Annotated in this window: 17 protein-coding genes; 1 reads left to right on the top strand and 16 read right to left on the bottom strand. The window is 37.2% G+C overall.

The window, feature by feature from the left end; all coding sequences use genetic code 11:
- Positions 1 to 27: 27 nt before the first annotated feature.
- From GWI58_RS13405 to tssB, 16 genes are read right to left on the bottom strand one after another with little or no spacing between them, the layout of a single operon-like run.
- Positions 28 to 1,764, bottom strand: coding sequence for a type VI secretion system baseplate subunit TssF (locus GWI58_RS13405; protein ID WP_004244608.1), 1,737 nt, complete (start codon positions 1,762 to 1,764; stop codon positions 28 to 30).
- A complete protein-coding gene (locus tag GWI58_RS13400) occupies positions 1,757 to 3,100 on the bottom strand; it encodes a VasL domain-containing protein (protein ID WP_237611706.1) in 1,344 nt (447 codons plus the stop codon). Before GWI58_RS13400 ends, GWI58_RS13405 begins: the two co-directional genes overlap by 8 nt.
- Before the next feature lie 49 nt (positions 3,101 to 3,149).
- The gene (tssM, locus tag GWI58_RS13395; RefSeq protein ID WP_094959735.1) at positions 3,150 to 6,698 is read right to left on the bottom strand and encodes a type VI secretion system membrane subunit TssM; all 3,549 of its coding nucleotides are present in this window, start codon (positions 6,696 to 6,698) and stop codon (positions 3,150 to 3,152) included.
- A gap of 2 nt (positions 6,699 to 6,700) precedes the next feature.
- On the bottom strand, positions 6,701 to 8,164 hold the full coding sequence (tssA, locus tag GWI58_RS13390; RefSeq protein WP_094959734.1) for a type VI secretion system protein TssA: 1,464 nt from the start codon (positions 8,162 to 8,164) through the stop codon (positions 6,701 to 6,703).
- Between the two features lie 5 nt (positions 8,165 to 8,169).
- The gene (gene vasI, locus GWI58_RS13385) at positions 8,170 to 8,820 is read right to left on the bottom strand and encodes a type VI secretion system-associated protein VasI (protein WP_094959733.1); all 651 of its coding nucleotides are present in this window, start codon (positions 8,818 to 8,820) and stop codon (positions 8,170 to 8,172) included.
- A gap of 1 nt (position 8,821) precedes the next feature.
- On the bottom strand, positions 8,822 to 9,610 hold the full coding sequence (locus GWI58_RS13380) for a helix-turn-helix domain-containing protein (protein WP_004244614.1): 789 nt from the start codon (positions 9,608 to 9,610) through the stop codon (positions 8,822 to 8,824).
- 3 nt (positions 9,611 to 9,613) lie between these two features.
- Entirely contained in the window at positions 9,614 to 12,337 is a 2,724-nt protein-coding gene (tssH, locus tag GWI58_RS13375; protein WP_094959732.1) for a type VI secretion system ATPase TssH, read from the bottom strand.
- A gap of 8 nt (positions 12,338 to 12,345) precedes the next feature.
- Complete coding sequence (icmH, locus tag GWI58_RS13370) at positions 12,346 to 13,101, bottom strand: type IVB secretion system protein IcmH/DotU (protein ID WP_004244617.1); 756 nt, start codon at positions 13,099 to 13,101, stop codon at positions 12,346 to 12,348.
- A complete protein-coding gene (gene tssK, locus GWI58_RS13365; protein WP_004247647.1) occupies positions 13,094 to 14,452 on the bottom strand; it encodes a type VI secretion system baseplate subunit TssK in 1,359 nt (452 codons plus the stop codon). The genes icmH and tssK overlap by 8 nt, the downstream gene beginning before the upstream one ends.
- 1 nt (position 14,453) lies before the next feature.
- Positions 14,454 to 15,005: a type VI secretion system lipoprotein TssJ gene (tssJ, locus tag GWI58_RS13360; RefSeq protein ID WP_004244619.1), complete on the bottom strand. Its 552-nt coding sequence runs from the start codon at positions 15,003 to 15,005 to the stop codon at positions 14,454 to 14,456.
- Between the two features lies 1 nt (position 15,006).
- Positions 15,007 to 16,275 (bottom strand): type VI secretion system-associated FHA domain protein TagH, encoded by a 1,269-nt coding sequence (gene tagH / locus GWI58_RS13355; RefSeq protein WP_004247648.1) that lies wholly within the window; start codon positions 16,273 to 16,275, stop codon positions 15,007 to 15,009.
- Between the two features lie 4 nt (positions 16,276 to 16,279).
- Positions 16,280 to 17,317, bottom strand: coding sequence for a type VI secretion system baseplate subunit TssG (tssG, locus tag GWI58_RS13350; protein ID WP_004244621.1), 1,038 nt, complete (start codon positions 17,315 to 17,317; stop codon positions 16,280 to 16,282).
- A complete protein-coding gene (tssF, locus tag GWI58_RS13345; RefSeq protein WP_017628432.1) occupies positions 17,281 to 19,056 on the bottom strand; it encodes a type VI secretion system baseplate subunit TssF in 1,776 nt (591 codons plus the stop codon). Before tssF ends, tssG begins: the two co-directional genes overlap by 37 nt.
- Before the next feature lie 7 nt (positions 19,057 to 19,063).
- Positions 19,064 to 19,495, bottom strand: coding sequence for a type VI secretion system baseplate subunit TssE (gene tssE, locus GWI58_RS13340; protein ID WP_060557104.1), 432 nt, complete (start codon positions 19,493 to 19,495; stop codon positions 19,064 to 19,066).
- A gap of 5 nt (positions 19,496 to 19,500) precedes the next feature.
- On the bottom strand, positions 19,501 to 20,979 hold the full coding sequence (gene tssC, locus GWI58_RS13335; RefSeq protein ID WP_004247652.1) for a type VI secretion system contractile sheath large subunit: 1,479 nt from the start codon (positions 20,977 to 20,979) through the stop codon (positions 19,501 to 19,503).
- Between the two features lie 20 nt (positions 20,980 to 20,999).
- Positions 21,000 to 21,500, bottom strand: a complete 501-nt coding sequence (tssB, locus tag GWI58_RS13330) for a type VI secretion system contractile sheath small subunit (RefSeq protein ID WP_004247653.1) — start codon at positions 21,498 to 21,500, stop codon at positions 21,000 to 21,002.
- Between the two features lie 1,895 nt (positions 21,501 to 23,395).
- On the opposite strand from tssB, the gene GWI58_RS13325 reads away from it, so the two are divergent.
- A partial coding sequence (locus tag GWI58_RS13325) for an Hcp family type VI secretion system effector (RefSeq protein ID WP_049255377.1) occupies positions 23,396 to 23,845 on the top strand: 450 nt, incomplete at its 3' end.

The raw sequence follows: 23,845 nt of genomic DNA, 5'->3' as shown, positions 1-23,845 counted from the left end.
ATGTGCCATAGTTAATACTGCTAATTATTAAATCATTGATTTATAGCCCCTTAGTGGTGAAGGAGATAAATACCAAGTGGTGTTTTTCTGATCATTGAGTGTAACTGACATTTCCAATAACATATTTTCAGATAAACAGAATGGGAAAAAATGGTAAAGATGTGTAGTAAAGACAAAAGCTTCACCTCTATTTTCATATTGTGTTTCGTCAATGAATAGCGATAAAGATAAACAACGATAGGGTTTACCTTTTAAAATATAGTCATATAAATGTGTTTTTAGTTCAACGAGTCCATTTAATAATCGCTCACATTTTCGAGTGATCTGCCTATCAGTATCTCGGTAAAGAATATAATCAGAAATCATATGTTTAATAGTATCTAATGACATTAACATTGAACCATTAGCACTGTAATGAGATAACAATTTCCAAAAATGGTGATTATTTACAATAGGTGGATAACAAGATGATAATAATGTGATATTTCCCGTTTTTACTGCATCAGGCATTTTTTCGCTGTGTTTATTTAATAGACCTAACTCATTTCTTTTATATTGTTCAAAGCCAATATAAACACATGCAAAATGTAAACTAGGCGGTGTGACCATAGGATCACCTTTATTATCAAAGAAATTCAAATAATAAAGTGTATGCCCAGTAATATTTTTCTCCATTGTTAATGAATAGAAAATGGCTTTATGAAATTGGGGCATTAAACGAGAGGCGGCGGTTAATTCTGTCGTAGGATAAAAATGACAGTATATGCCACGCGCTAGCTCATGAGGCTCTAGTGATAACTCAATTTTATCAAGATCAGCCAAATAGTGATGGGTTGGAATAGGGAGTAAATAACTTGATTTATTCTTTTTAAAATCAATTAAAAGTGTATGTTTTGCTTCACTATCAATCGCTGGAGCACAGTTTAAAAAAAAGCTCTGATTACACTCTTCTTGAGTTAAAGGAAGTTGCTGACTGAAATAGATATTCACAACAAACCGCTGCTGTTGTTTCCAATCTAATTGAGTCACTATTTGTGGTATATCTAACTCAATAAAATGGTGAACATGGGGTAAATAAAGACCTTCTAATAAACGTTGTGGCGCAGAAAATGAGTTATTTTTCTGTGGGAAGATTTTATAGTCATTGCCAATTTTGGGTTCAAAAGCATAATTAAGAGGATCGCCTTCATAACGTTCACCGTTATGTACCACCTCAATTTTTTCAAAGTATTGACTAAATGCGAGTAATAAAATGTCTGAGGTGGTTTTATTTTCCCCTAAAAAAACATTAAGTGCATTTGTTTGAGTTAATTCCACATCACCACGATATAATATTTCAAGAGAGATACAAGAGTGGTTTGGATGCTGAGTAATTTTTCTATCCAAAATGCTATAAGGCATGATGGTGAAATTATGGCAGAAACTAAATTGTGCCCCGTTGTCGCCAATCACCAAATGTTTTTCATTAATCTCCATGGGATAGGGGAGAATTTCACTTTGGTCAATTTGGATAATTGTTGTGGATGGTAGCCCTTTAATGGCTTGGGAATTTAGTCGTTGCAGTAGGGGTAATGTGATCTCAGGAAAAGCATCATCAATTTTATCTTGTAAACGAGCAGATAAAAAAGCAAAGCCTTCTAAGAGATAACTTGTTTGTGGATCTTGAGGATCAAGTACGCTCGCTAAATGTGGCGCTTTATCTGCATACTCACTGAACAGTTTTTGTAAGTACTGCTTTTCTTTAATATATTTAATTTCACTCATGATCTAATCCAAAAGATGAATATGAGCCAGGTTTTAAACCTTGTTGTTCAGCTTGTTTTTGTAAATCATAATAACGAGCTAATAACCCATTAATTTTATTATCAATATTATTGAGAGTTGCAGGAGAAATAGGTTGCCCTGTTTCAATTTGTACAGCGAGTTGTCGCAGTTTTTCTTCGATTGGCTCAACTTTATTGTGCTGCTTTTGAATATCATAAATTGCCGTTTTTAGATAAGAGAGTGTAAAACTGCCTCTATTTCGTTCTTGCTGAACTATTTTATTAGAAAGTTGTTGTAATAATGTCGCGGTTTCAGACCAGCTATCATTAATTGGCATATTCTCTAAGCGCGTTTGATAAAGATTTTGCCAATTACGTGTAAAATAAATTTGCTCTGCATCTGTAGGCCAAGCGTTTTTGGCTTTTTCTTGCATCGTATCAATTAGCCGTAAATTAGAAAGAGGAGAACGTTTTTCTAATAATGCTAAATGATACTCGTAGCTATTTAACTGTGGTTTAAACAACCATTTGGCAGCCGCACCTTCAGGTATTGAAGTAATCGCATTCATCTCTTGTTTTAAATAGAGATGTACACCAAATCCAACGGCTAAAAACAGTATGCAACTGAGCACACAGCCCCATATAAAACCTCGGGTCGCACTCATTTTTTTTGCTACTACAGTGAAAGAAGAGGCGGGTTGAGGCGTTTCAATCACAAAAGTGGGGGCTGCTTTGTCCGTTGTTTTCGACGGTTGTTGAATACAGACTAATGGCGGTACGCTAACGGGTTCAGCACTATCTTGTTGCGTCTGTTTTTCTTGCTTTTCAATTTGTTTGGCTAAGTTTTGGAAAAAACACAGTAAGTTTTCAATTTTAGGCAGTTTTTCCCAAGTTGTTTTAGCCAGTTTATCGATTATTAACTGTAACGCGCGCTCTGAACGATAGATTAATCGTAGATCTTTTGCTTGATAGGATTGTTGTCTTAATAAAGCGCTGGCTTTGGTATTAAACCAGTTTAATACCTCTGTACGTTGGTTTGGCTTTTCCGGCCACAGGCTATCCCAATAAGTCACAATAACATTTGCTAATAACTCACATCCTTCAGTAAAACCGCTTAAACCATGCTGTTGTAATCTTGCAATGGTATAGTAAGCACCGCTTTGTAGGTCGATACCATGATTTTTAAATAGGGATAAGCAAAGTGACTCAATAAGTGTCCAACTTATTTCTGGTCGAGCAGGGTGGCTCAATTTATTAAATTCGGTTTTCAGGGCAATAAATTCAGGGGTATCAAGTGGAGATCCCCCAATTTTAATCACTAAACTTTCTGATTTCATCGCACTCAACATCCTTTTATTCCCCCACTATAAAGTGGGGGAAATCACATTAATAAAGCGTTTCAGGTAAACGGAATTTTGTGAATAATCCACCGAAGAAAGGATTATTAGATTCATCAACTATAACTCGATAAGTCATATCACCACCGTCGATTGTGAAGCGAATATCGAATGAGTTAGATTTGATATTGATGAGTTTTGCATTATCAACTAATCGCATTTGTGCCCATGGCCCAGAGAAACTGATTGAACGTGGTGATTTATCACCGGAAAGAGGCACTAAAGTCAGTTTACTTTCAATATTGGAACGCATTGAGTTTGGCCATACCAAGTGTGTCACATGGCTGCGACTATGAGCGTAATCAATCAATTGTCCATCAAGATTTAAGATGCTACGACGCTTATTACCACTTAATGACAGTGGCTCAATAGCATATTGTGCTTCTAAATTACCTTGGGCATTAAAGAAGGTTTCTCTAATACGATTGGCTATTTCAATTTGTGCTAATACATCAGCGCGGATCAATGATTGGCTATCACTATCGTTGACTAAGTTATTCTCAACGAATAAACGCAGATTTTGTTGATAGAAGCTATCTAATGTTCCATTTGGTTTGAAGAAACGTTCAAATTCACTTAAAGGAACATCTTGTTTAGCTGCTGGGTTAAATGGATAGCGACCGGCAATATAAGTATTGTATTGTTTGACAACATTTTCATTCCATTCTACTTCCATATAACGAATAGCTTCTTTTTGGACCACATTCCATGCTTGCACTGATAACTCATCGACCCAGCGGTTAAGCGGCTCTGGTAATGTTTTCGCCATTTGTGATAGCTCAAAAATAGCGTCGCGATTATTATCGTTTAAGCGCATCGAAACTGCTTTAAGCGCCGCTTTCCCCGGCACTGGAGAGTTTTGGATCCCCAATAGGTAACGATGTAAGTCATTTAGTTTTTGATTCAGATTCTGTAAATTTTCCCCTTGGTTACTGACTAATATCTCAGTTTGAGGAGTAAAATCGCGATCTAAGCGGGTTAATAAACGGTAAGATGGCTCAGCCATCAGTGTTTTTTGTTCATCAAGTGGTAAATTTTCATCAATAGTTGGAATAACCGTGTTATCACGTAGAACTTGTAATGCTCGGCGTAATGGTTGTTCACCACTAATAATTTGCTCAAGAGCGGTAATTTCATCTTGTATTGAATCAAATTGACGAATTTCTAAATTGCTCATGGCATTACGCCATTGAGCCGTATAGTCACTAAGATATTGTTCACTGATTTGACGCTGAATTTCTTTACGATCACTTTCACTATATTGTGTGTTGGTGGTTAGATTAAGAACCCAAGCATCAAGTAATGTTAGCTCGACCAATTTATCATTTTGGCGGATAAAATAGTTTAATAACCCTGAGCGCGTTAAGAATTGTGGAATTTCTAATTTATCATCATCAATAGCCGTAAAGACCGTATTAAAACTTGGGCCAATTTGATGTTGTAAATTTAAAGGCGCTGAAAGCTCTTGATTAGCCTTTAAGCGTAAGGCTTGATATACACGCTGATAAAGTGACAATACACTTAACTCTGCTTGTGCATTTTTTATAGGTCCAGCAAAAGGCATAAAGGCTTTAGTGGCTGAAATAAATCCTTTTTCACGCTCTTGTTTCCAATCTGTGTGCTCAAGGGCATAGCGCAAATGGGCTTTTAGTTGCAGTTGTTTTTCACGTTGACCAGTGAACAGTTGGCTCCAATAATCGGCCATAAAATCTTCTACCATGCCATTATTACGGCCACTTTTATCTTCTAACATGCGCATAATACGCAATATCTCTAACTTATCTTCACTTCCTTTGTCGGCACTGTTAAGTTCATTTAACAACCCAGACATAACCGCAGGTAAAAAGCGATCGGTGAGTAGTTGTAAATAGACTTGTTCAACTTGTGGGCCAACTTTTTGACCTTGGTAAAGACCCATATCAGAAAAGAGCACATTTTTATCACGATGATTACCATAAGCTAAGGTTGCTTCACGTAATGGATTGAGCACCGGTAATTGTAGGCTACCATCAGTATCTTTCTGAGTATTGTTCTCAATAGCACGGAATGCTTTTACCTCATTAAGAACGTTTTCTCCAGCACGATAGTTTTTGTCGTAATAGTGGCTCCAACCATTCCAAATTGCGATTAAGCCGACAAAGCTAACAGCAGTGGTGACTAATAGGCGAGTCCGATGTTTTTTAACCCAATAATGGTTTTCTGCTGCAATATTAGGCTCACTAAATAGCACTTGACTAAATAATTGGGTAGTAAAATAAGGGTGGCTATCATTAATTGGCCATGTAGTAAGAGGTGCTGTCGGTAAATGATATTGTTCGGACGCTGTTTGGCTAAACACATCATCGATTTGACCGATTTGCAATGCAGAAGTTAAATAAACCCCTCTTAAACAGATATTATGTTGCTCATTATTGATGAGCAATGCATCAATTAATGTGCATACAGAATGTTGTAACCCTTCAATTTGGCGCACGAAACTAAATAGATCACTACGCTGGTTACCTTCTGCTCTTTGTAGCATCATTTCTGGTAATGCGCTGTTCATTTGGCCTACCCATTGTGACCAAAAATGATTTAATTCCTTTTTCCAATTACTTTTTGCTTTCTGGTTGAAAGAAACACCTAATACTTCATTACGTTGTTGAACATCTAATGATTGATACATTGAGTCAAAACCACGTAATAGATCTAGCTTGGTTAAGACGATATATAAAGGCAAGCGACTATTAAATGTCATGCGTATTTCTTCAATACGCATTTGTAAATCAGCAAGTAGCTGACTATTTTGCTCCTTACTATTGGTTAATAACGATAGGGTATCGACAGTTAAGACGATGCCATTCATTGGTTGTCTTGGGCGATTAGTTTTGATCCAATTGAGTAAATCGCCCCACAAACGGTGATAAAGTTGAGGCTTATCAGCCTGATTTGCCGGCTGGGTTAATAGATCACCATTAGGGACAAAAAGTACAGCATTGTCGGTTAATAGACATTGAATATTTAATGCAATATTTTGTTCGTTAACAATATTGTCGCTAGGCGCAATATCTAATGGGTTTACCGTATTTTTTAATAAGCTATGCTTTCCACTTTGGTTAGCTCCTAAAACAAAATACCAAGGGCGTAAATAAACCGCTTTAGTATGACCATTTAAGTGACGAATAAATTGTGATTTCCAATAGTTTAAATAACGTTTTTGAAAATCAAGATCTTGTCTTACCGGATCAACTACAGCCAATTCGACATCAAGTTTTAATGCTTCCAATTTTTTAACTCGACGCCATGTTGCTAGACCAATCCAACTCACAACAAGCAATACAATAACGACGGTTGCTAACCAACGTGTGGTGACCTCGCTAAACGGTATGGAATCTTGATAACGAAATGTTGGCCCCCACCACCAGATCCAAATAATGAGCAAAGCGGGAAGTAATGCCAATAAAAATAGCAAAAAGGAGGCAATTTTAGATTTATCAGCAAAAAAGAGTTTTTTTACCGAACTCGTAATGTTTGAAATGGAGAAAACCGGTAATTTCATTATTATTGATCCCTATCCATAGTCATTGTTATTTCTGTCTTTTTGTCTATTTTTTGCATGAGTTGTCGTATTAAGTTGGGTTCCCAATCTGCAAGTGAATAATGTGAGGCAGAGGTATTAAGTTGTTGGTATAACTGTGTAGCCATATAATCCATACCTGACAATTCAAATAGTTGTGCAGACAATAATTGTCCATAAAATCTATCTCTAGGCTCTGATCTGCTAGCAAGGTTTAATTCAATAAGCTTCAGGGCTGCTTCAAGACCTTGTTGCTCATAACATTGCAAGACCTCTTGCTCTAGGATTGCAGTATTCGTATTCGATGGTGGCAATTGACCGTTTTCAGTTTGGTTATATTGCTCTAACCACTGTTGTACACTTTCAGGAAAGAAGGGTGTCATATCCGAAAAGTGCAAGTTAACAAGTTCAGGAAGACGTGCTAAAAAAATACGTAACTCTTCAATAATGCCACTTTCTACTTCCCCATAACCTAATTTAGCTGCTACTTGTGCAGCTAAAATATGGCCTTCTAACCAGTAAGGAGAGAGTGAGAGACTCTGTTCAATATTGTTTAATAGCGTAATGGACGCTTGAGTCAGTTGAGCTTTGTAATCCATTACACGGTCAATTGATACGGGGGCTAAAGGCGTTTTACCTTGAGCATTAGCTTGAGGTAAGACCGTAATAGCGTGCCAAATTGCATAACGCCGTATACGATATCCTACTGAACTTTCAGGGGCTTGTTGGCAGATAACATCAGCTACTTGAAGTAATGTTTGTTTCCATTGTCTTTCATCTTGATGGTTAACGTTAATAGTTGGTGTTAAGCTATTTTTTGTCGGTGTTTCTATAGACTCGCTAACCGGCGGAGTCTGTACTTTTTCTTCTTTCTCGACAGGTGAAGCAACAATAATCGGCGCATCGTTATTTTCAATACGATTATAATCTCTGCTTAAATCATCAATTTGTTCTGCAAGTGCCGGGCTTTGTTCATGCCAAAATTGCGCTAGAAAGGCGAACGAGCCTAGAATATCATCACGCATCGTACTGTTGGCTGCATGACAAAAACTCTCACTCGCTGTTTCAAAACGTTTCAAAACTTGATTGGCTAAACGTGATTTCAATTTCATATTGGTTGGGTAGCAACTTTGCCAATATTGACGATTAAAATCAGTTAGGATCTGTGCTGCCAATACTAATTCTTTTGGCTCTCCAGCATGCTGTAAAGTACGTAATAAATGGACTAAGATCCGAAAATCTTTAGTCTGCGTTTCAAATAGGTGTAAACAGCGACGCTGGATCTCTTTAATATCTAATTGACCATGACTAAGTGAGCCGAACTTTATCATTTCACTGTCAATATATTCCCAGTCGGCATCATTATCATTGACAGCACTACTGACTTGCTGTTCATCAAGCGCTGTCAGTAGCTGTTGTTTCCATGCATAAGAAGTATTGTTCATCATGATTTCTACCAGTGGCAAGCCGCTCTTAAAGGGATTATTTGTTGTGAAATACCTGAAATATTGAAGGTGAGTTTTTCGTTATTAGATAATTTCAATGTCAATCTTTCAGCATTTAACAAGCGTTGAATTTCATCTATGCCCGGTATACCGCGGCTTGATTCCAATACATAACCGTTTTCACGTAAAAACCATTCTGCAGTAAATTGTGTTTTATCCGTTGAAACCATCACACTGCCAGCATCTTGTTTTGTTGGCAGGATAATTTGCATCCGAGTAATGTTATCAATACAGCTCAGCATTAAGATGGGGCGAGGCGGTTGAAAGCCAATCGCTGGAATGGTCATTAATACGGGATAATCACCGGTTTCTGGTACTGAGACGAGAAAACCTGCACTGTTTCCCGTCCGTTTCATTTCATGCTCTGTTGCTTGGCGCCATGTTTTACCCATTTGAGTAACATCAGGCAGTGCATTGGAGGAAGATGTTGAAGAAAGCGCAATTTTGTCATAACAATCTAAACGAATTAGCTGAGATGATTCCAAACGGCATTGAGTTAATTCCTCAATCATTTTCTGATTAAGATTATTTTCGGCCTTTCCCGGTGAAGTGAAGAGTAAAGGGAGTAATGTGCAGAAAAAGATTTTCAATACGTTCATTTTATACTCCGTATTTCTTCAATTTATATATTAACGCTCGTTTAGAAATACTAAGCTGTTCTGCCATGGCGTTAATATCTCCTTTCAATTCTTGCTGTTTATCTAATAAAATTTCTTTTTCATAATTTTCTATAGCAACTTCTAAATCATTAACTCCTTTGATTTGTATGGTAGGAAGTGCAATAGTCGCTACAGATGCGGTTAATTTATCTAACGTTTCATTAAGCGTGGTTTCTTTTTCCCTTTGTAATTGATTGATATATTGCAAGTAAGAGATTTTTTGTTGCATATTTGATAATTCAAAAAGATGCTTTAATTGATGATTAAATAGTTCACAATAAATAGGGAAAATACCTTGCTCGATATTTTCTAGCTCTTCAGCTTGCCCTAAAAGAATAATCGTGCCGCATGCTTTATGGTTAACATCATAGATAGGCAAACTATACAATCCAGTGTTCACCGGAAGCTGTGAAATAAAACCGCGCATAGCAGCATTATTAATATAACTACCTTGTTGTAAGTTTTGCCAAAATACAGGTTCACCCTTAAATAGCAGTTGAATTAAAGGGTGATCTGCATCGGTAATATCGGTATCTAAAAAATGGCTTTGCACTTGAAGCGTTAAGTCGATATTCCAACTTTCCAATTTATTTTCAGCTTTATTCATTAACGAAATAATTAACCCACTCAGTGAGCTACGAAAAAAGCTATATTTTAGAAATTGAACAGCTAGCGTCTCTACATCATGACATTCTAGTAGTGCAAGCGCATTTTTTAGTCTCGCTTTCATTGCTTAATTAACCTCCGCAATAAACTCATCATTTTCAGTCGCTAAGCGGATATGAGAGATAGCTTCATTACGTGCACTATATTGTAGAAGTAATAAAGAAAGAGGCGGCAATAACGCACCATCAATAATAGATTCCAAAATACGCGCACCATTTTCAGCACGAGAAGCTCTGCGTAAAATTTCCGTAGCAACACTCTCTTCTACATTGATTTCTGCGTTGAAACGCTGTTTTAACAGGTTAATAAGACGAGCTAATTTGCCATCAACAATTTGTCGTAAAACCTCGGCAGGCAACGGTAAATAAGGGATCACTTCCATTCGAGCAAGTAATGCCGGTTTAAAGAAAGTTGTTAATTCAGGGTAGAGTGCATCTTCTAGTTCGTCCGGTTTATCCGCGTAAGCAGTAATGACATGGTCACCTAAATTAGAGGTGAGGAAAAATGCGATATTTTTACAATCAATGACTCGTCCTTCTCCATCGGCTATCTCTCCTTTATCAAAAGCTTGATAAAATAGATTTAGCACATCAGGATGCGCTTTCTCTACTTCGTCGAGTAAAACAACTGAGTAAGGTCTTTTACGAATAGCTTCTGTTAAGATCCCTCCTTCACCATATCCCACATAACCGGGAGGTGAACCAATAAGGCGAGAAACAGTATGTTTTTCTTGAAACTCAGACATATTAATAGTCGTGAGATATTGTGTGCCACCGAACATTAATTGGGCAATTTGGATAACCGTTTCTGTTTTACCCACGCCACTAGGACCTGCTAATAAGAACGCCCCCAGCGGTCGACCCGGTCGACGTAAATCAGCCCGCGCTGTAAGTAAATGTTTGTGTAAACATTGAATGGCTAATGATTGGCCTTTGATACTCTCTTCCAAGTAGGTAGGCAACTCAGTGACAATTGATAATGCATCTTGTGATAATCGATTTAATGGTACTCCGGTCCATTCAGCAATTACCGCCGCAATTTGTTTTTTATCGACGTGAGGCGAAACCAGTAAATGCGTGTCGTGTAACTGAGCAAGTTGTTTATCTAATTGTTGTAGCTGTTGCTTTAATTCTTCAGATGAGCAGGGGGGCTGTGTTGCTATTTTTTCATCATTATCTTCAGCATTATCTTCAGCATCTTCTGCTTCACTATAAGTTCTTATATCACTTACCACTTCATTATTTGCAACATCATTTGCGACATCGTCATTAGTCGCTTCGGTAGCATTATTAAGTAATGTTGCTCGTAAGGTAATAATTTGAGATACAAGCTCTTTTTGTTGCTCCCATGCTTGCTGTAAATCAGTTGCTTGTTGTTCAATAGCACTTGCTTGTGAGGCTAACGTTTCAAGACGCTCAGAATGATCATCTAAACCTAAATAGTGTTCTCTTTGTAATACATCCATTTCCATATTGATTTGGTGGAGTTCTGTTTTCAAAGAGGATAATGCCTTTGGTGGCGAAGATAGATTAATCGCGGCTCTTGCACAGGCTGTATCTAATACATCAATGGCTTTGTCTGGTAATTGACGTCCAGAGATATAACGTTCACTTAATTCAGCACTGGCTCGTAGTGCTTCATCATCAATAAAGACATGGTGGGATTTTTCATAGATACTACGTAAGCCGCGCATAATGATAATGGCTTCTGCAGATGATGGCTCTTTAACTTGCACTAATTGGAAACGGCGCGCTAATGCGGCATCTTTTTCAAAATATTTTTTGTATTCGCTCCAAGTCGTTGCTGCGATAGTTCGTAGTTCTCCACGCGCCAAAGCCGGTTTTAATAAATTAGAAACATCTAAGCCACCTTGCTGGTTACCTGCACCAATGAGGGTGTGTGCTTCATCAATAAATAGAATGATAGGGTGAGGAGATTGAGTGACTTCTTGCATAATGCCTTTAAAGCGTTTTTCAAATTCGCCTTTGACTGCAGCACCTGCTTGTAATGCGCCTAAATCAAGAGTAAGAAGTTCACAACCTCTTAATTTATCAGGAATCTCTCCGGCAATAATACGTAGTGCTAGTCCTTCAATTAACGCACTTTTACCCACACCGGGCTCTCCGACTACCACAGGATTGTTTTTACGGCGACGGCACAGAATATCAATCATTAAGTCGATTTCATTATCGCGACATAAGACCGGATCTAACTCACCATTTCGCGCTTGTTCAGTCATGTTATGAGTAAATTTCGCTAACAATGAATCAGCAGCAAGGTTACCTTTTTCTGATACTGTTTTTTCGTCAAAAGGCGATTCAGCAGAGCCTTCAGTCCATTGATCAAAATTGAGTTTTAATTGGTCGCGGTTAATCTGCGCAAGCATATCGGCAACAGGTTTCGCAAGATAACGCAAAGGCATTTGTAGTAAAGTTAAAAACAATGCACCAGAGCGAAGTTCACTGTGATTTAGTTCAGTTGACGCTAATAGCCAGCTATCTTTCATCCATTCAACTAATAAGGGTGAAAAACTAGGATAACTTTGTGTAATAACTTGATGTGGCGGAATGTCGATATCTAATAACTCTGATAACGCATTAATATCTAATGCGCTTTTTTGACTGATCATACGAATGTCAGTTAATGGCGTTTCTATCAGTTTTTGTAGAAACTGAGCAATCGTAATTTCAGGTTGCTGGTGGCTTACACAGTAAGCGGCTGCACTTTCTAAGGCATGCTTAGCTATTGGGTGTAATCGATTAACGAGAGTAGAGAGATCAATTTGGATCATAATGCGTCCTAGCCAAGTAAAGTATTAAGTTGTTCCACAATACTGAGTGTTTGATAATTCAGTCTGGATGAATAAATGCTATAAATAATCAACGCGAATACCGCTGTACCTATGAGAATATAGCGAGCCCCTAAACGCTTACCTAAACGATAACGGCTTTGTTGGTTATCACCTTTTTCAAATAGAACTATTGGCTTAGCGTTACCTCTTAGCTGTTGGATCTGTTTTTGTAAGCGTCTTAATAAATGATTAAATTCATCATTTTGTCCCGCAGAGACTTTGTAGCGCCCGCGGTATCCTAGGCATAAACAAAGGTAGATAAATTCAATCAGATCGAGGTAACGTTTAGGTTCACCTAATAATCTTTCAATTAAGACAAAGACTTTTTCACCACCCCATGATTCATTATGAAAATGAACCAGTAATGATTGTTTTACCCAACCATTATCTTGATCCCAGCCTAATCCAAGGGCGGTTTCATCAATAAAAGTACATAGCACATAACGAAATGAAACAATGGCACCTGGCTCGTAACCTTGGATCTGTAATTGTTGCTCAATAGAGGTAATATCCATGACAACTTGTTGGTAAAGCTTTTCTGAAAGTGGGGTTTCAGACATCGCTTTCATGCGCAATACCATGCCTAATAAAGGTGTAGCCGCATCTATCATTGGATTGATGTTGTTTCCTCTTAGCGGCAGTTGGTAATTTTTCTTTGTAATGCGCTCTTCATCATCATGATTCAGTAAAATATCATCAGTCATAGAGTGCTCCATCTCTTATTGCCCATAACTGAATATCGAGATCGGGGAAGTTTCCTGAAACGTGGAATGCGATGTTGCCATCCTGCTGGATCCCTTTCCATTCATTGCCTTGTTGATCAAAATGGAAATAGTTATATCCCGAGTGATAAGGTAATTGTCTTGGTGCAGCCGAAAGTGGTGATAAAGGAACACCCGGTATTTGCACACTAACCAAGCTGCGAATGTTATTGATTGTTGTCACCTTAGTTTGTTGTGGGAATTGGCGACGTAGTTGCTCTTGCGGCATTTGTGATTTCACCGCAATAATAAATTCAGCTCGTTGTAGCAGTTGTTTGTCATGAATGGTTGCTACACGAATACCATGCTCTTGAACTTGTAGCGGGATTGGGATCGCTCTTGGTGTTAAGACAACACTGAGTGCTTCGCGGATACTGGCTATTAATGGAATATAACTTTCTGTTAATTTAGCATGTTGATATTTTGCAATATTTTCAGGTAAACGTGAAGTATTCGTGAATGTCTGTAGTTCACCACAAAGCTCTAATAAATCTCGAAATAGTTTTTCAGGATGGATCACCGGCTCTTGAGCATAATGCGAATAGAGTGGATAAGTGCGATTAAGCACTTGTAACATCATAAATTCTGCCACATCCGCAACACCTTGCTGACCCGGGGCACCAATGCGAGAGGCAATTTGTTTTCCTCTTTCATATAGCGTTCCTTCAAGCTCGGTGAGAAATTGGCTCAATAATGTTGAGGCACGGATATTTAATAGGCTAGGAATATAATCATTATCCAGCGTTAAATTACCATTAGCATTACGCTCTCTAATACGACAGATAGGTAAAGCAACATAGGCATCTAAACCATGTTTACCTTGTTTGAGTATTGGTGTGAGCTGTGCAACATGAATAGCACTGATATCACCATTTTCAGTATGTAAATCACGAATATTTTCGGTGCTTTCGCTGTAGCGAGAAAGTAAACGACTACCGTTATGTTCAGTGGAAATTTCACTGACATTCTCGTTCATTAAAGGAAAAGCCAGATAAATAATACTGCTGTCACTATCAGTAATATTCGTTATATCAATAGGCTGTGGTAGTAAATCTTGGTTTGGTATAGAGAAAATGGTGCCGTCTGGCATAACACCAGAAGCTTCTTTAATACCAATACGACCTAAAGCATATAAATCGTCACTCAATTTTAAGGTACTAAATCCCCAAAAGTGTGAAAAAAAGTTATTTAAAATACTCACCGTCATATAATCTTGATGACGTTGTTGTTGTTGAAAATGTTGAGGTTTGATAAATAGCCCTTCACGCCAGATCACTCTATTTTTAGTTGACATATTAATCATCCTCTTCTTGTCTAAATTCGATTTCATTTTCCCTAATGTGCACTAATAGGAAGTAGTGGCGTCCTTTACCACGCGCTTTGACTATTTTCTTCCATTCTGCTTTATCAGGATCTGAGTAATAGGCAATAATGCCAATGTAACGGTTAGATGGGTCTAACGTCATAGTAGGGAAGGGTTTATATTGGCCAGGTAAAATGGTGTAGTCTTGATGGTCAATATAATTTTTCTTTAGAACTTTCTCTAAGTCACCCTCTTTTGCATCTATCTGATCATGATCAACAGAGCCAAATACTGAATCTTCGTTAAGATAAACAACTTGGATATTTATCGGCGCAGCTTCACCTTCCTGATTAGGATTAATATAGGGCTCCGCAAGGATGGTTAATGCAACGGTAGAGGGCTGATCTTTCGGTTGCCCAACAGGAGTTGAGGGATCTAATAAGATTTTCCCCATTTTACCCGCGGCTTCAAAAGGTTTACTACATCCACTCAATATTAAAAAAGAGCTAAATAACAGTAATATTGAGAAAGTTCTAAGCTGCATATTAAGCTTCCTCTATTCCTTTTCTCAGCGCTCTGTCATAAGCGTGGCTGTATACTTCATAGAATAATTTTTCAAAACCCTGTTGCCGAGATGAAGAGAGTTCTTTGTAATAGTTGTTGTACATTTCCCAAGCCCAGCCATCATTCATTGGTGTGTTATCTGAAGCTCGTCGATACTGAGAAAAGCGGTTTAATAAATGTTCAGGAGAGAATGCTGCCAACATGGTTGATAGTGCGGTTGAAATAGCTTCTTGATTCGCTTGATAATGCAATTGGATGTTGTGCAAGCTTTCTGTTACTGCCGCTGGTGCTGAAAGATGTACAGGGCTACGTTCATCGGTAAACATCAACTTCATTGTCTCTTCATAGCCACTATTAAGACGTAGAGGATTATCTTCAATTGGGCGTAATTGCTTATCTTGTAAGCTTTCTTGTTGTTGTTGCAAAATCAGTAAACCTTCAATAGCCGCTTTGACGGTTTTACCCAGTTCAACAAGAAAATCATTAGCATGCTGTGTATTTGTTAAATTAAGGTGGATACCTAATCCCTTCATCAGAGGGTTAACCGCCACATGATCGACATCGGTCATATGTTCGTTTTCATTAGGTGTGATTTTAGGTAAATCAATAAATTCTTGGACCATAGTATTCTCTTGATTATCTGATGTCGGAAAGGCAGATGAATACGAGTGGGGGTCACTCAATAAAGGATCGTCTGAAGTAGCTTGTGTGTTTTTAGAAATTAAGCTTAGATTTTCGTTTTCTAAAGCCTGTAGTGGGTCTGTTGTTAATGCACCCTGAACGGTTGGTACAAACGGAGGCTCTTTCCGCTCATTTTTGACTGTTGTATCAACATCAAATAATGAATCTAGCGGATTATGATCTTTTGCGATAATAGACTGAGGCGTCATCGCCATCATATTTTGTACCGGCTCTCCGGTAAGACTAATATTGGTGGCAATAACTAATTTACCCACTTTTATCTGATCACCTTGGGTCAGCCTAACGGCATCAAGATGCAATGGAATAATCGCATTATTAATGTAAACAGGACCTGAATTTACTTTTAAGCAAAAGTGTTGATCTTTCCAAAACACCGTGCATTGCCGATCGGCAATAGCACCTTCATTATCTTGGATTTTCCAGTCACATTGATTGCCACTACCAATCTGTCCGCCACTTTGAGTTAAAGTCGCATTTGGCAGATAACCACTTTCTAGCTGTTCACTATTTTTGATGCTAAAAGAAATTGTTGGCTGATATTTATCCATCTCTTTATTCCAATACCGTAATGGTGACATCCGGTTTCTTTGCGGGTTGACCTAAAAAGCTTTGCCAGCCTAATTGGTTGTGTTGTTGGTGACCCAAACGGAACCCTTCGGCTTGCTTTTCAGCAATGCTAAGACGTAAATCCCAAGCTAATTGCTCATGAAAAATGTAAGAAACAAAGGCAACTAATGGTGCGAAATCACTGCCGTTAGGTAAAAAACGCATATAGCGTTCTAAACTTAATTCACTGATTTCGATGGTGCATTTTCCATTGCAGTCATATATGTGTGAGCCCAGACTAAAATTTTCCCCTAATAACATTCGTGGGCGAGATTTTTGTCCGGATTGATGAGAAATCGTACCTAACTTGTTTTGTTGTGATTCAGGAATAGGAACACGGCGTGTCTCCCAACCAATTACTTTTACATTTTCTAAGTCGAAACAGTGAGATATAAGACTACTAATCACATCAGAAGAGCGACTTGGACTCGCCAAAAGACCAGCATAAGCAAGCATTTTGCTATGGTTGATTTTGATCCGACCGCGATTAGCTCCATTACCTAATCCAACGAGAGAAAACATATATTGTGAAAATGAATCCTGACCTTCATTTTCAAAGCAAATGTAGTAACGATATTTGCGCCAGATCCGATAAAGTAACGCTATCAGACGATGATTGAAGATATCGAGAAAAGCGGAGATACCTTCTATCTGTTGTGCATCTTCCCAAGCAAACTCATCCAGATAATAGCCTGGTAGGGGGGACTGACTTCCTTGTAAGCCCAAAAAAGCGACTTCTAATTCATATTGTTCGACATTATTTTTTTCAATGGAAATGACATCTCGCGTCGGAAATGCAATATTTGAATAAGATTTAAAGCGAAGAATACCGCTGTCATCCTCCATCGAGTTGACATCTTGATGAATTATTTTATTTAACAATTCAACGAGTTGATAAAAATTATACTCTGTTACCGATGAGCCAGCTTGTTCCAGCCAACGATCGATTACTTCAGTATGTGCTGGTTGATTTGTGCTGGCCATCGATAAACTTCCTTATTATCAAGGTTAATAACTTCCAACTCATGAAACATATTAATGCTGGTATATAAGGTGAAAAATTGAGCGATAACGGTACAAAATAGGAATAAACTTCCTTCGGAAAGAAACGCATTTTGATGAACAACTAACGTTGTCTTCAGACCGCGAACAGGAAGGCCTTTGTAGATATGCTCAATATGCTCTGAATGTAAATCAACTAATGCATCTAGGCGTTTTTGTGATTGCCTTGCAACCTGTGTGTTATAAACAGACGGTAAATCATAGAGTTGTAATATTTTTTTTAATGAATCAAGATTGAGCAAAGACTGATAATTTAAAGATAAATTAGTTAATTCAGACCAATATAATGTTTTATCTAATAATGGATATAAAGGCAGTGTTGGTGCGAATAAATTCTTAGCAGATAAAGCCCCATAAGGAATTGATGCACTATCTAAATCGATAGAACGCGTCGATAACTGGGAAGCGATATAGCGGTTAGTACAGTTGAGTGCAACAGAAACGGTTTCTTCACACTGTTGTAACTGAGGCTCTTGCTGACGAACAAAAGAAAGTCGATGGGAATAGCCGTATAACTGTTCATTTTGACTTATCTTTAAACGGTAATAGCCATGATTTTGAGTCTGATGGTTTTGATGATAAAAACTTTCAAATGCTGTATAGGTGATCGGATAAGGTTTAGCATCATTAGGATAACGTAACCCTCTAACCTCATTAATCGAAAAAATATCAAAACATTCAGTAAGTTGGTAATTAGGACTTAAAACATACTCCTCACTTTTCCCCGTCAAATTTATTGCTTCACTATCAATAGGAAATAAATTCACAATAGGGGTGCAATTAAGTTTAATACTGTCGTCGTAAAGAATAACGCCATCAGGAATTTCTAGATCAAAATTGATCACCAGTTTGAATTGCTCTGCTTCGATAGCCAAAGGAATGTCATCCAAACCATGAATATCTAGAAAGAGAAAGGCTTCAGGAAAACAGAAAAACTCTTGCAGTATACGATAGCCATCATAGCTATTTTTCGGGTATGGAAGTAAGGCATCCTGCTTTTGAAAACCAACAGGCGTAACTGAAAAGTGAGTAAGAGGTAGCGTATGTACATCTGTGACTAAAGAGGCACTCTGCACATGCTGGCTTAATAAAAAATAGAGCTGATTTGTAGTAAATGGCGCACCATTTAAGTAAAAACACAATTTATCTAAGCCAATATTGGCAAGTGGCTGTTTTGTTGCTAACTCAAATGTTATTTCAATGGCGGTTGTTTGCTGCAAAATGTTACTGATTTTTGTCGGCATTAACCAGAGGTCGCGACTTTGACTAAATCGACATTGAAATAACGTCTCGTGGTTTGTTTCCTCACTTTGCACATAAAGTGGAGTGGCACTAAAAGGTTGTCCTGCTGAAATTTTTGTTGCGTGTTGGCACTGAGCATAATTAGGATGATATTCAACAATCGTCATGCTTGGCACAGGGCGCGCGTAGTTTGGCCAAAGCATATTGGCTAAACTGTTAGTTAACTCAGGAAATTGTCTATCTATTTGCTGGCGTAAATTACCCGATAAATAAGATAGCCCATCCATAATCCGCGAAGTATCAGGATCTTTAACATTGTGCGAAAGCAAATTAACAAGTTGCGGTTTTTCTTTGGCAACTTGCTCAGTCAGCTCATTTAAGTATTCTGATTCATTGGTAAAGTAGGATTTTGATGACATATTAATGCTATTTAAGCTGATATCTACGGTTATTATCTAAATACACATTAAATTCAATAAGTTGCTGCTTATTTTCTAAATCAATAAAAGCATTAATATTAAATTGTAAAGATAAACTATCTGCATCTTCTTCAATAAATTTCACTACAACTTTGCTGATCCGTGGTTCATACGCAATAATGCAACTACTAATGCTATCTTCTAGGTGAGATTTAAAATCAACCGTAGATTGAGTCGCATCATTTAAATCAGGGATCCCTAAGGGTGGCGTTCCTTGGCAACCATCAGGTCTAGCATTTAAGATGTAATTTAAATTCTGTTTTATTGATTCAATGAGTGTATTTGTTCGCGAACGATGGGAAAAACCTAAGTTTTTCCCTCGGATCCGTTCAAATAAGCTGGCGCCAGCATTAGCCTGCCAGCCATAATTGGATGCCATCACCGTTACTCTTTATCAAGACGACCAACAAGTGATAATTCAAAGTTTGCACCCATATATTTAAAATGTGGGCGAACTTGAATAGCGACTTGGTACCAACCTGGATCGCCATCAACATCAAGTACTTTGATTTCAGCTGAACGCAATGGACGTTTACTACGAACATCTGCTGGTGGGTTTTCTTGATCTGCGACATATTGCTTAAGCCAAATATTGAGTTCACGCTCCAGATCTTGACGCTCTTTCCATGAGCCAATCTGTTCACGTTGCAATACTTTTATATAATGAGCTAAGCGATTGATAATAAACATGTATGGCAATTGAGTTCCTAACTTATAGTTAGTCTCTGCCAATTTGCCTTCAGGAGTATTTGGGAAGACTTTTGGTTTTTGAACCGAGTTTGCTGAGAAGAATGCAGCATTATCACTGCCTTTACGCATGGTCAGCGTGATAAAGCCTTCTTCTGCTAGTTCAAATTCTCTACGATCGGTAACTAAAACTTCAGTTGGGATCTTAGTTTGTAATTCACCCATCGCTTCAAAAATATGCACAGGAAGATCATTAACTGTACCGCCGCTTTGTGGGCCAATAATGTTTGGACACCAACGATATTTTGCAAAACTATCATTAATACAGCTTGCTAATAAGAATGCGGTATTACCCCATAAATAGTGCTCATGGTCTTGTTTAACATTTTCTGAATAGTTAAACATTTTTACAGGGTTTTCTGTTGGAGAGTATGGCAAACGTAATAAGAAACGCGGTGCTGTTAACCCTAAATAACGGGAATCTTCTGCTTCACGCAGTGAGCGCCATTTAGTGTGTGCAGGGCCTTCAAAAACAGATTTTAGATCTTTAATTGCCGGCAGTTCAGCGTAGCTATTAATACCAAAGAAATTAGGTGAAACAGATGATAGGAATGGCGCGTGAGCCATTGCACCAACAGTACTAACATACTGCATTAACTTCATATCTGGCGCAGTATTGTTAAAGGCGTAGTTACCAATAACTGTTGCAACAGGTTCACCACCAAATTGGCCATATCCTGAAGAGTAGACGTGTTGATAGAAGCCTGATTGAACAATTTCTGGAGAAAATTCAAAATCTTCTAATAACTCTTCTTTAGTTGCATGAAGAATATTGATCTTAATATTTTCTCTAAAATCAGTGCGATCAACGAGTAATTTTAAAGAACGCCATGAAGCTTCAATTTCTTGAAATTTAGGCGCGTGAAGAATTTCGTCAACTTGGGTACTTAGCTTATTATCAAGTTCAACAAGCATTTTATCGATTAATAATCGATTGATCTGTTGGTCTTCAGATTCACTGGCGAAAATATTACTAATAAAAGCAGCAACACCTTGTTTGGCAATATCGTATGCTTCTGTTTCTGGAGACATACGTGATTGAGCCATAATTTCATCAAGTAAAGAGCCTGTAGATGCGGGGGCTTGTTGCTCTTGAGCTTCTGCATTTAGTGACATGAAATAATCCTCTATAAACATTATTTTTGATTAGCAGCAATATCGAGCTCTTTTAGAAGCTGTTCGCGAGTTTCTTGATTTTCAAGTAGTTCTTGAAGACGCTTTCTAAAAGCTGGGACATTGCCTAGAGGACCTTTTAATGCAACTAAAGCTTCACGTAATTCGAGAAGTTTATTTAATTCGGGCACTTGGCGAGCGATACTATCAGGAGAGAAATCCTGTAAAGATTTCACATCAAGATTAACATTAAGCTCTGAATCACTGCTTTCTTCTAAGGTATTGCGAACATTAATATTTAAATTAATGCCAGCACTTTCCATAACAGAATTGAAGTTGTTTTGATTGACTGAAATCGCTTTGCGATCTTCAATGGGGGTCTCTTCCGTTTTACCTTTCATATCCCCAACAATCAACATATTCAATGGAAGTTCGACTTCAGCCTGAGCTCCGCCAGTATTTGGCGTATATTTAATATTAATCCTTTCTTTAGGGGCAACACTACCGAGATTTTTCTTACTCATTTAAGTTAAGCTCCTTGTATGAGTATGCAATAACTTCTTAATTCCATAAATAAAATGCCTAAATTAAAAATTAATAATAAATTTAGAGCATGCACTTCCCTACACAGAACAAAACAGGCTCTGCGTTAAGAATTCTTTTCCCAGTAAGGTGTTTAAATATGTTTAATATTGTACAAAATTTATTTTTTAGTTTTGGTCATGATATACAAAATTAACTTAGGGTCAATAGGTAATTTATTATATGAGCTCTTATTTTTATATTAAATAAGCTGAGAGCAGTATCGATAGGGCACCTTATCGGGATAAGAAATAAGTTTGACTATAATTATGAAAGCTAACTTATTCGGTGGTTACTCTAATAATGAGTATCTAAATGCTACAGCTAATTGCAATATTAATTAAACTCAATTTAATAAATATAGAATATATTGATTTATAAAATTCTGTGAGCTAAGTTCATATTTTAAAATTAGTAATATAATTTCATCTTTTTCTAGCATAATTACTTATTTTATCTATTTTGCTTGAAAGGTTATTTCAATTTTAGGATAAGTTAGCTTTTACTCATTATATTTGTAGCACGATGATGGATACATATTAAACAAGCCTTTTAGGATATTGGCGATGATTTTATATTTTGTTTTATTTTCAATGCGTTATAGTGTTTTGAGTTAAGGCGTTAATCTTGATTTAGGAGTAATAAAGAGGTTTTTTTGGGATATCAATTTATTCATAGGAACATAACGTGTTAGAAAATCAGAGGGAATAATAGGTTTTCAAGCCCTTTGTGACGCTACATATTGATATATTAAAAATAACATATATATAACGAGTATATGATAAAAAATAAAAACGCAATGAAACTATTTATGTGTGAATTAGTTTTTTATGGCAACAGAATTGCAAACATAATACAGCTATATTTGGTTTAACTTAAGGGTATGATCTGAAAAATATTCTGCTTTAATAAATGGATTTTTAATTTTTTAGTACGATGTATCTCTTATAGTGAGTAAGAAGATGGTGCTATAAGCCAAAAAAGACTAACCATAAATAGCTAAATAACTATAGAGATATCTTTATTGTTATCAAATAAGAGAATGACCTATTCCAATCAAGGATAAATACTAATATGGCTCAAATAGATCTTTACCCTAATATGATATGAAAAATCTTCTCTCAATATTGCTACTGTAATGAGCATCGCTTCTTAATTTATACTGGAATAACAGCATATCTTTATCATCAATAAGTAAAGACCAAGATAGTTAAACTAAAACTTTTGTGTCTCCCTATCCTTATTTTCTACTTGTTCATTGTATAGTTTTATAATTAGCCTCCATAAAATGAGTATTGGTACGTAAAAATAAGACTGAAATATACGCATATCGAGTGTGTTAAATAAAAATAGTGGCTTAATTAGCATGATATTTTAATTAAATTGAGCTTAACAGCTAAATATATTGACCAATTTGGACTGCTCATGGAAAAAGGACAGTATAATTCAATGTAATTGATTTTTAATACTTTAAAATCAATGGATTATATTTGCTATCTTTAATTTAACATTTCTGTTACAAAATATATTTTTATGTACATAGTGTTTCTTGGGCTGCGAGCAATTTGTCTATTTATTCATCATATTTTATGCTAATAAACACTTTTTATGACTGTTTTTACAGCATGATATAGCGATATTTCAACCAGTTTACGCTAAGTGACTTATCCTAGAGAGATACAAAAAAACGGGCTGTTTACAGCATATTGATAAGATTTTATTATCCTTTACCGAAGTCTTACCGTGCGCACTGGCTAAGATGACAGACATGACTAACGGATTGTTTTTAAGACAATCATTTAATTTAATTTGTCGTTTTTGATAAAAGGATATTGTTATGCCAACTCCTTGCTATATTTCCATTGAAGGAAAAACTCAGGGCAACATCACTGCAGGCGCGTTTACTGCAGATTCTGTCGGCAACATTTATGTACAAGGTCATGAAGACCAAATGTTGGTACAAGCATTTTCTCATGTGGTGACAGTACCGACCGATCCGCAATCAGGACAACCTTCCGGCCAACGTGCGCATAAACCATTTCGTTTTACCGTGGCATTAAATAAAGCAGTTCCCCTGCTATATAACGCATTGGCTTCCGGCGAAATGTTGCCAAAAGTTGAGCTAAAATGGTATCGCACCTCGGTAGAAGGTAAACAAGAGCACTTCTTTACCACGACACTGACTGACGCGACTATCGTGAACATCGATTGCCAAATGCCTCATTGCCAAGATCCGGCTAAAGCCGACTTCACGCAACTTATCGAAGTCTCCCTCTCTTACCGCAAA

This window comes from Proteus sp. G2674, assembly GCF_009915195.1.
Taxonomy (GTDB): domain Bacteria; phylum Pseudomonadota; class Gammaproteobacteria; order Enterobacterales; family Enterobacteriaceae; genus Proteus; species Proteus mirabilis.
Note: the sequence above shows the minus strand (reverse complement) of the source record. Positions and strands in the feature narration are given on the sequence as shown.

Coding starts and splice junctions, on each gene's coding strand:
- icmH (WP_004244617.1), bottom strand. CDS start 13,101: ATGACTGATGATATTTTACTGAATCATGATGATGAAGAGCGCATTACA.
- tssK (WP_004247647.1), bottom strand. CDS start 14,452: ATGTCAACTAAAAATAGAGTGATCTGGCGTGAAGGGCTATTTATCAAA.
- tssH (WP_094959732.1), bottom strand. CDS start 12,337: ATGATCCAAATTGATCTCTCTACTCTCGTTAATCGATTACACCCAATA.
- tssJ (WP_004244619.1), bottom strand. CDS start 15,005: ATGCAGCTTAGAACTTTCTCAATATTACTGTTATTTAGCTCTTTTTTA.
- tssC (WP_004247652.1), bottom strand. CDS start 20,979: ATGTCACTAAATGCAGAAGCTCAAGAGCAACAAGCCCCCGCATCTACA.
- tssE (WP_060557104.1), bottom strand. CDS start 19,495: ATGGCATCCAATTATGGCTGGCAGGCTAATGCTGGCGCCAGCTTATTT.
- vasI (WP_094959733.1), bottom strand. CDS start 8,820: ATGAACGTATTGAAAATCTTTTTCTGCACATTACTCCCTTTACTCTTC.
- tssA (WP_094959734.1), bottom strand. CDS start 8,164: ATGATGAACAATACTTCTTATGCATGGAAACAACAGCTACTGACAGCG.
- GWI58_RS13405 (WP_004244608.1), bottom strand. CDS start 1,764: ATGAGTGAAATTAAATATATTAAAGAAAAGCAGTACTTACAAAAACTG.
- tssM (WP_094959735.1), bottom strand. CDS start 6,698: ATGAAATTACCGGTTTTCTCCATTTCAAACATTACGAGTTCGGTAAAA.
- GWI58_RS13400 (WP_237611706.1), bottom strand. CDS start 3,100: ATGAAATCAGAAAGTTTAGTGATTAAAATTGGGGGATCTCCACTTGAT.
- GWI58_RS13380 (WP_004244614.1), bottom strand. CDS start 9,610: ATGAAAGCGAGACTAAAAAATGCGCTTGCACTACTAGAATGTCATGAT.
- tssB (WP_004247653.1), bottom strand. CDS start 21,500: ATGAGTAAGAAAAATCTCGGTAGTGTTGCCCCTAAAGAAAGGATTAAT.
- tssG (WP_004244621.1), bottom strand. CDS start 17,317: ATGGCCAGCACAAATCAACCAGCACATACTGAAGTAATCGATCGTTGG.
- tssF (WP_017628432.1), bottom strand. CDS start 19,056: ATGTCATCAAAATCCTACTTTACCAATGAATCAGAATACTTAAATGAG.
- tagH (WP_004247648.1), bottom strand. CDS start 16,275: ATGGATAAATATCAGCCAACAATTTCTTTTAGCATCAAAAATAGTGAA.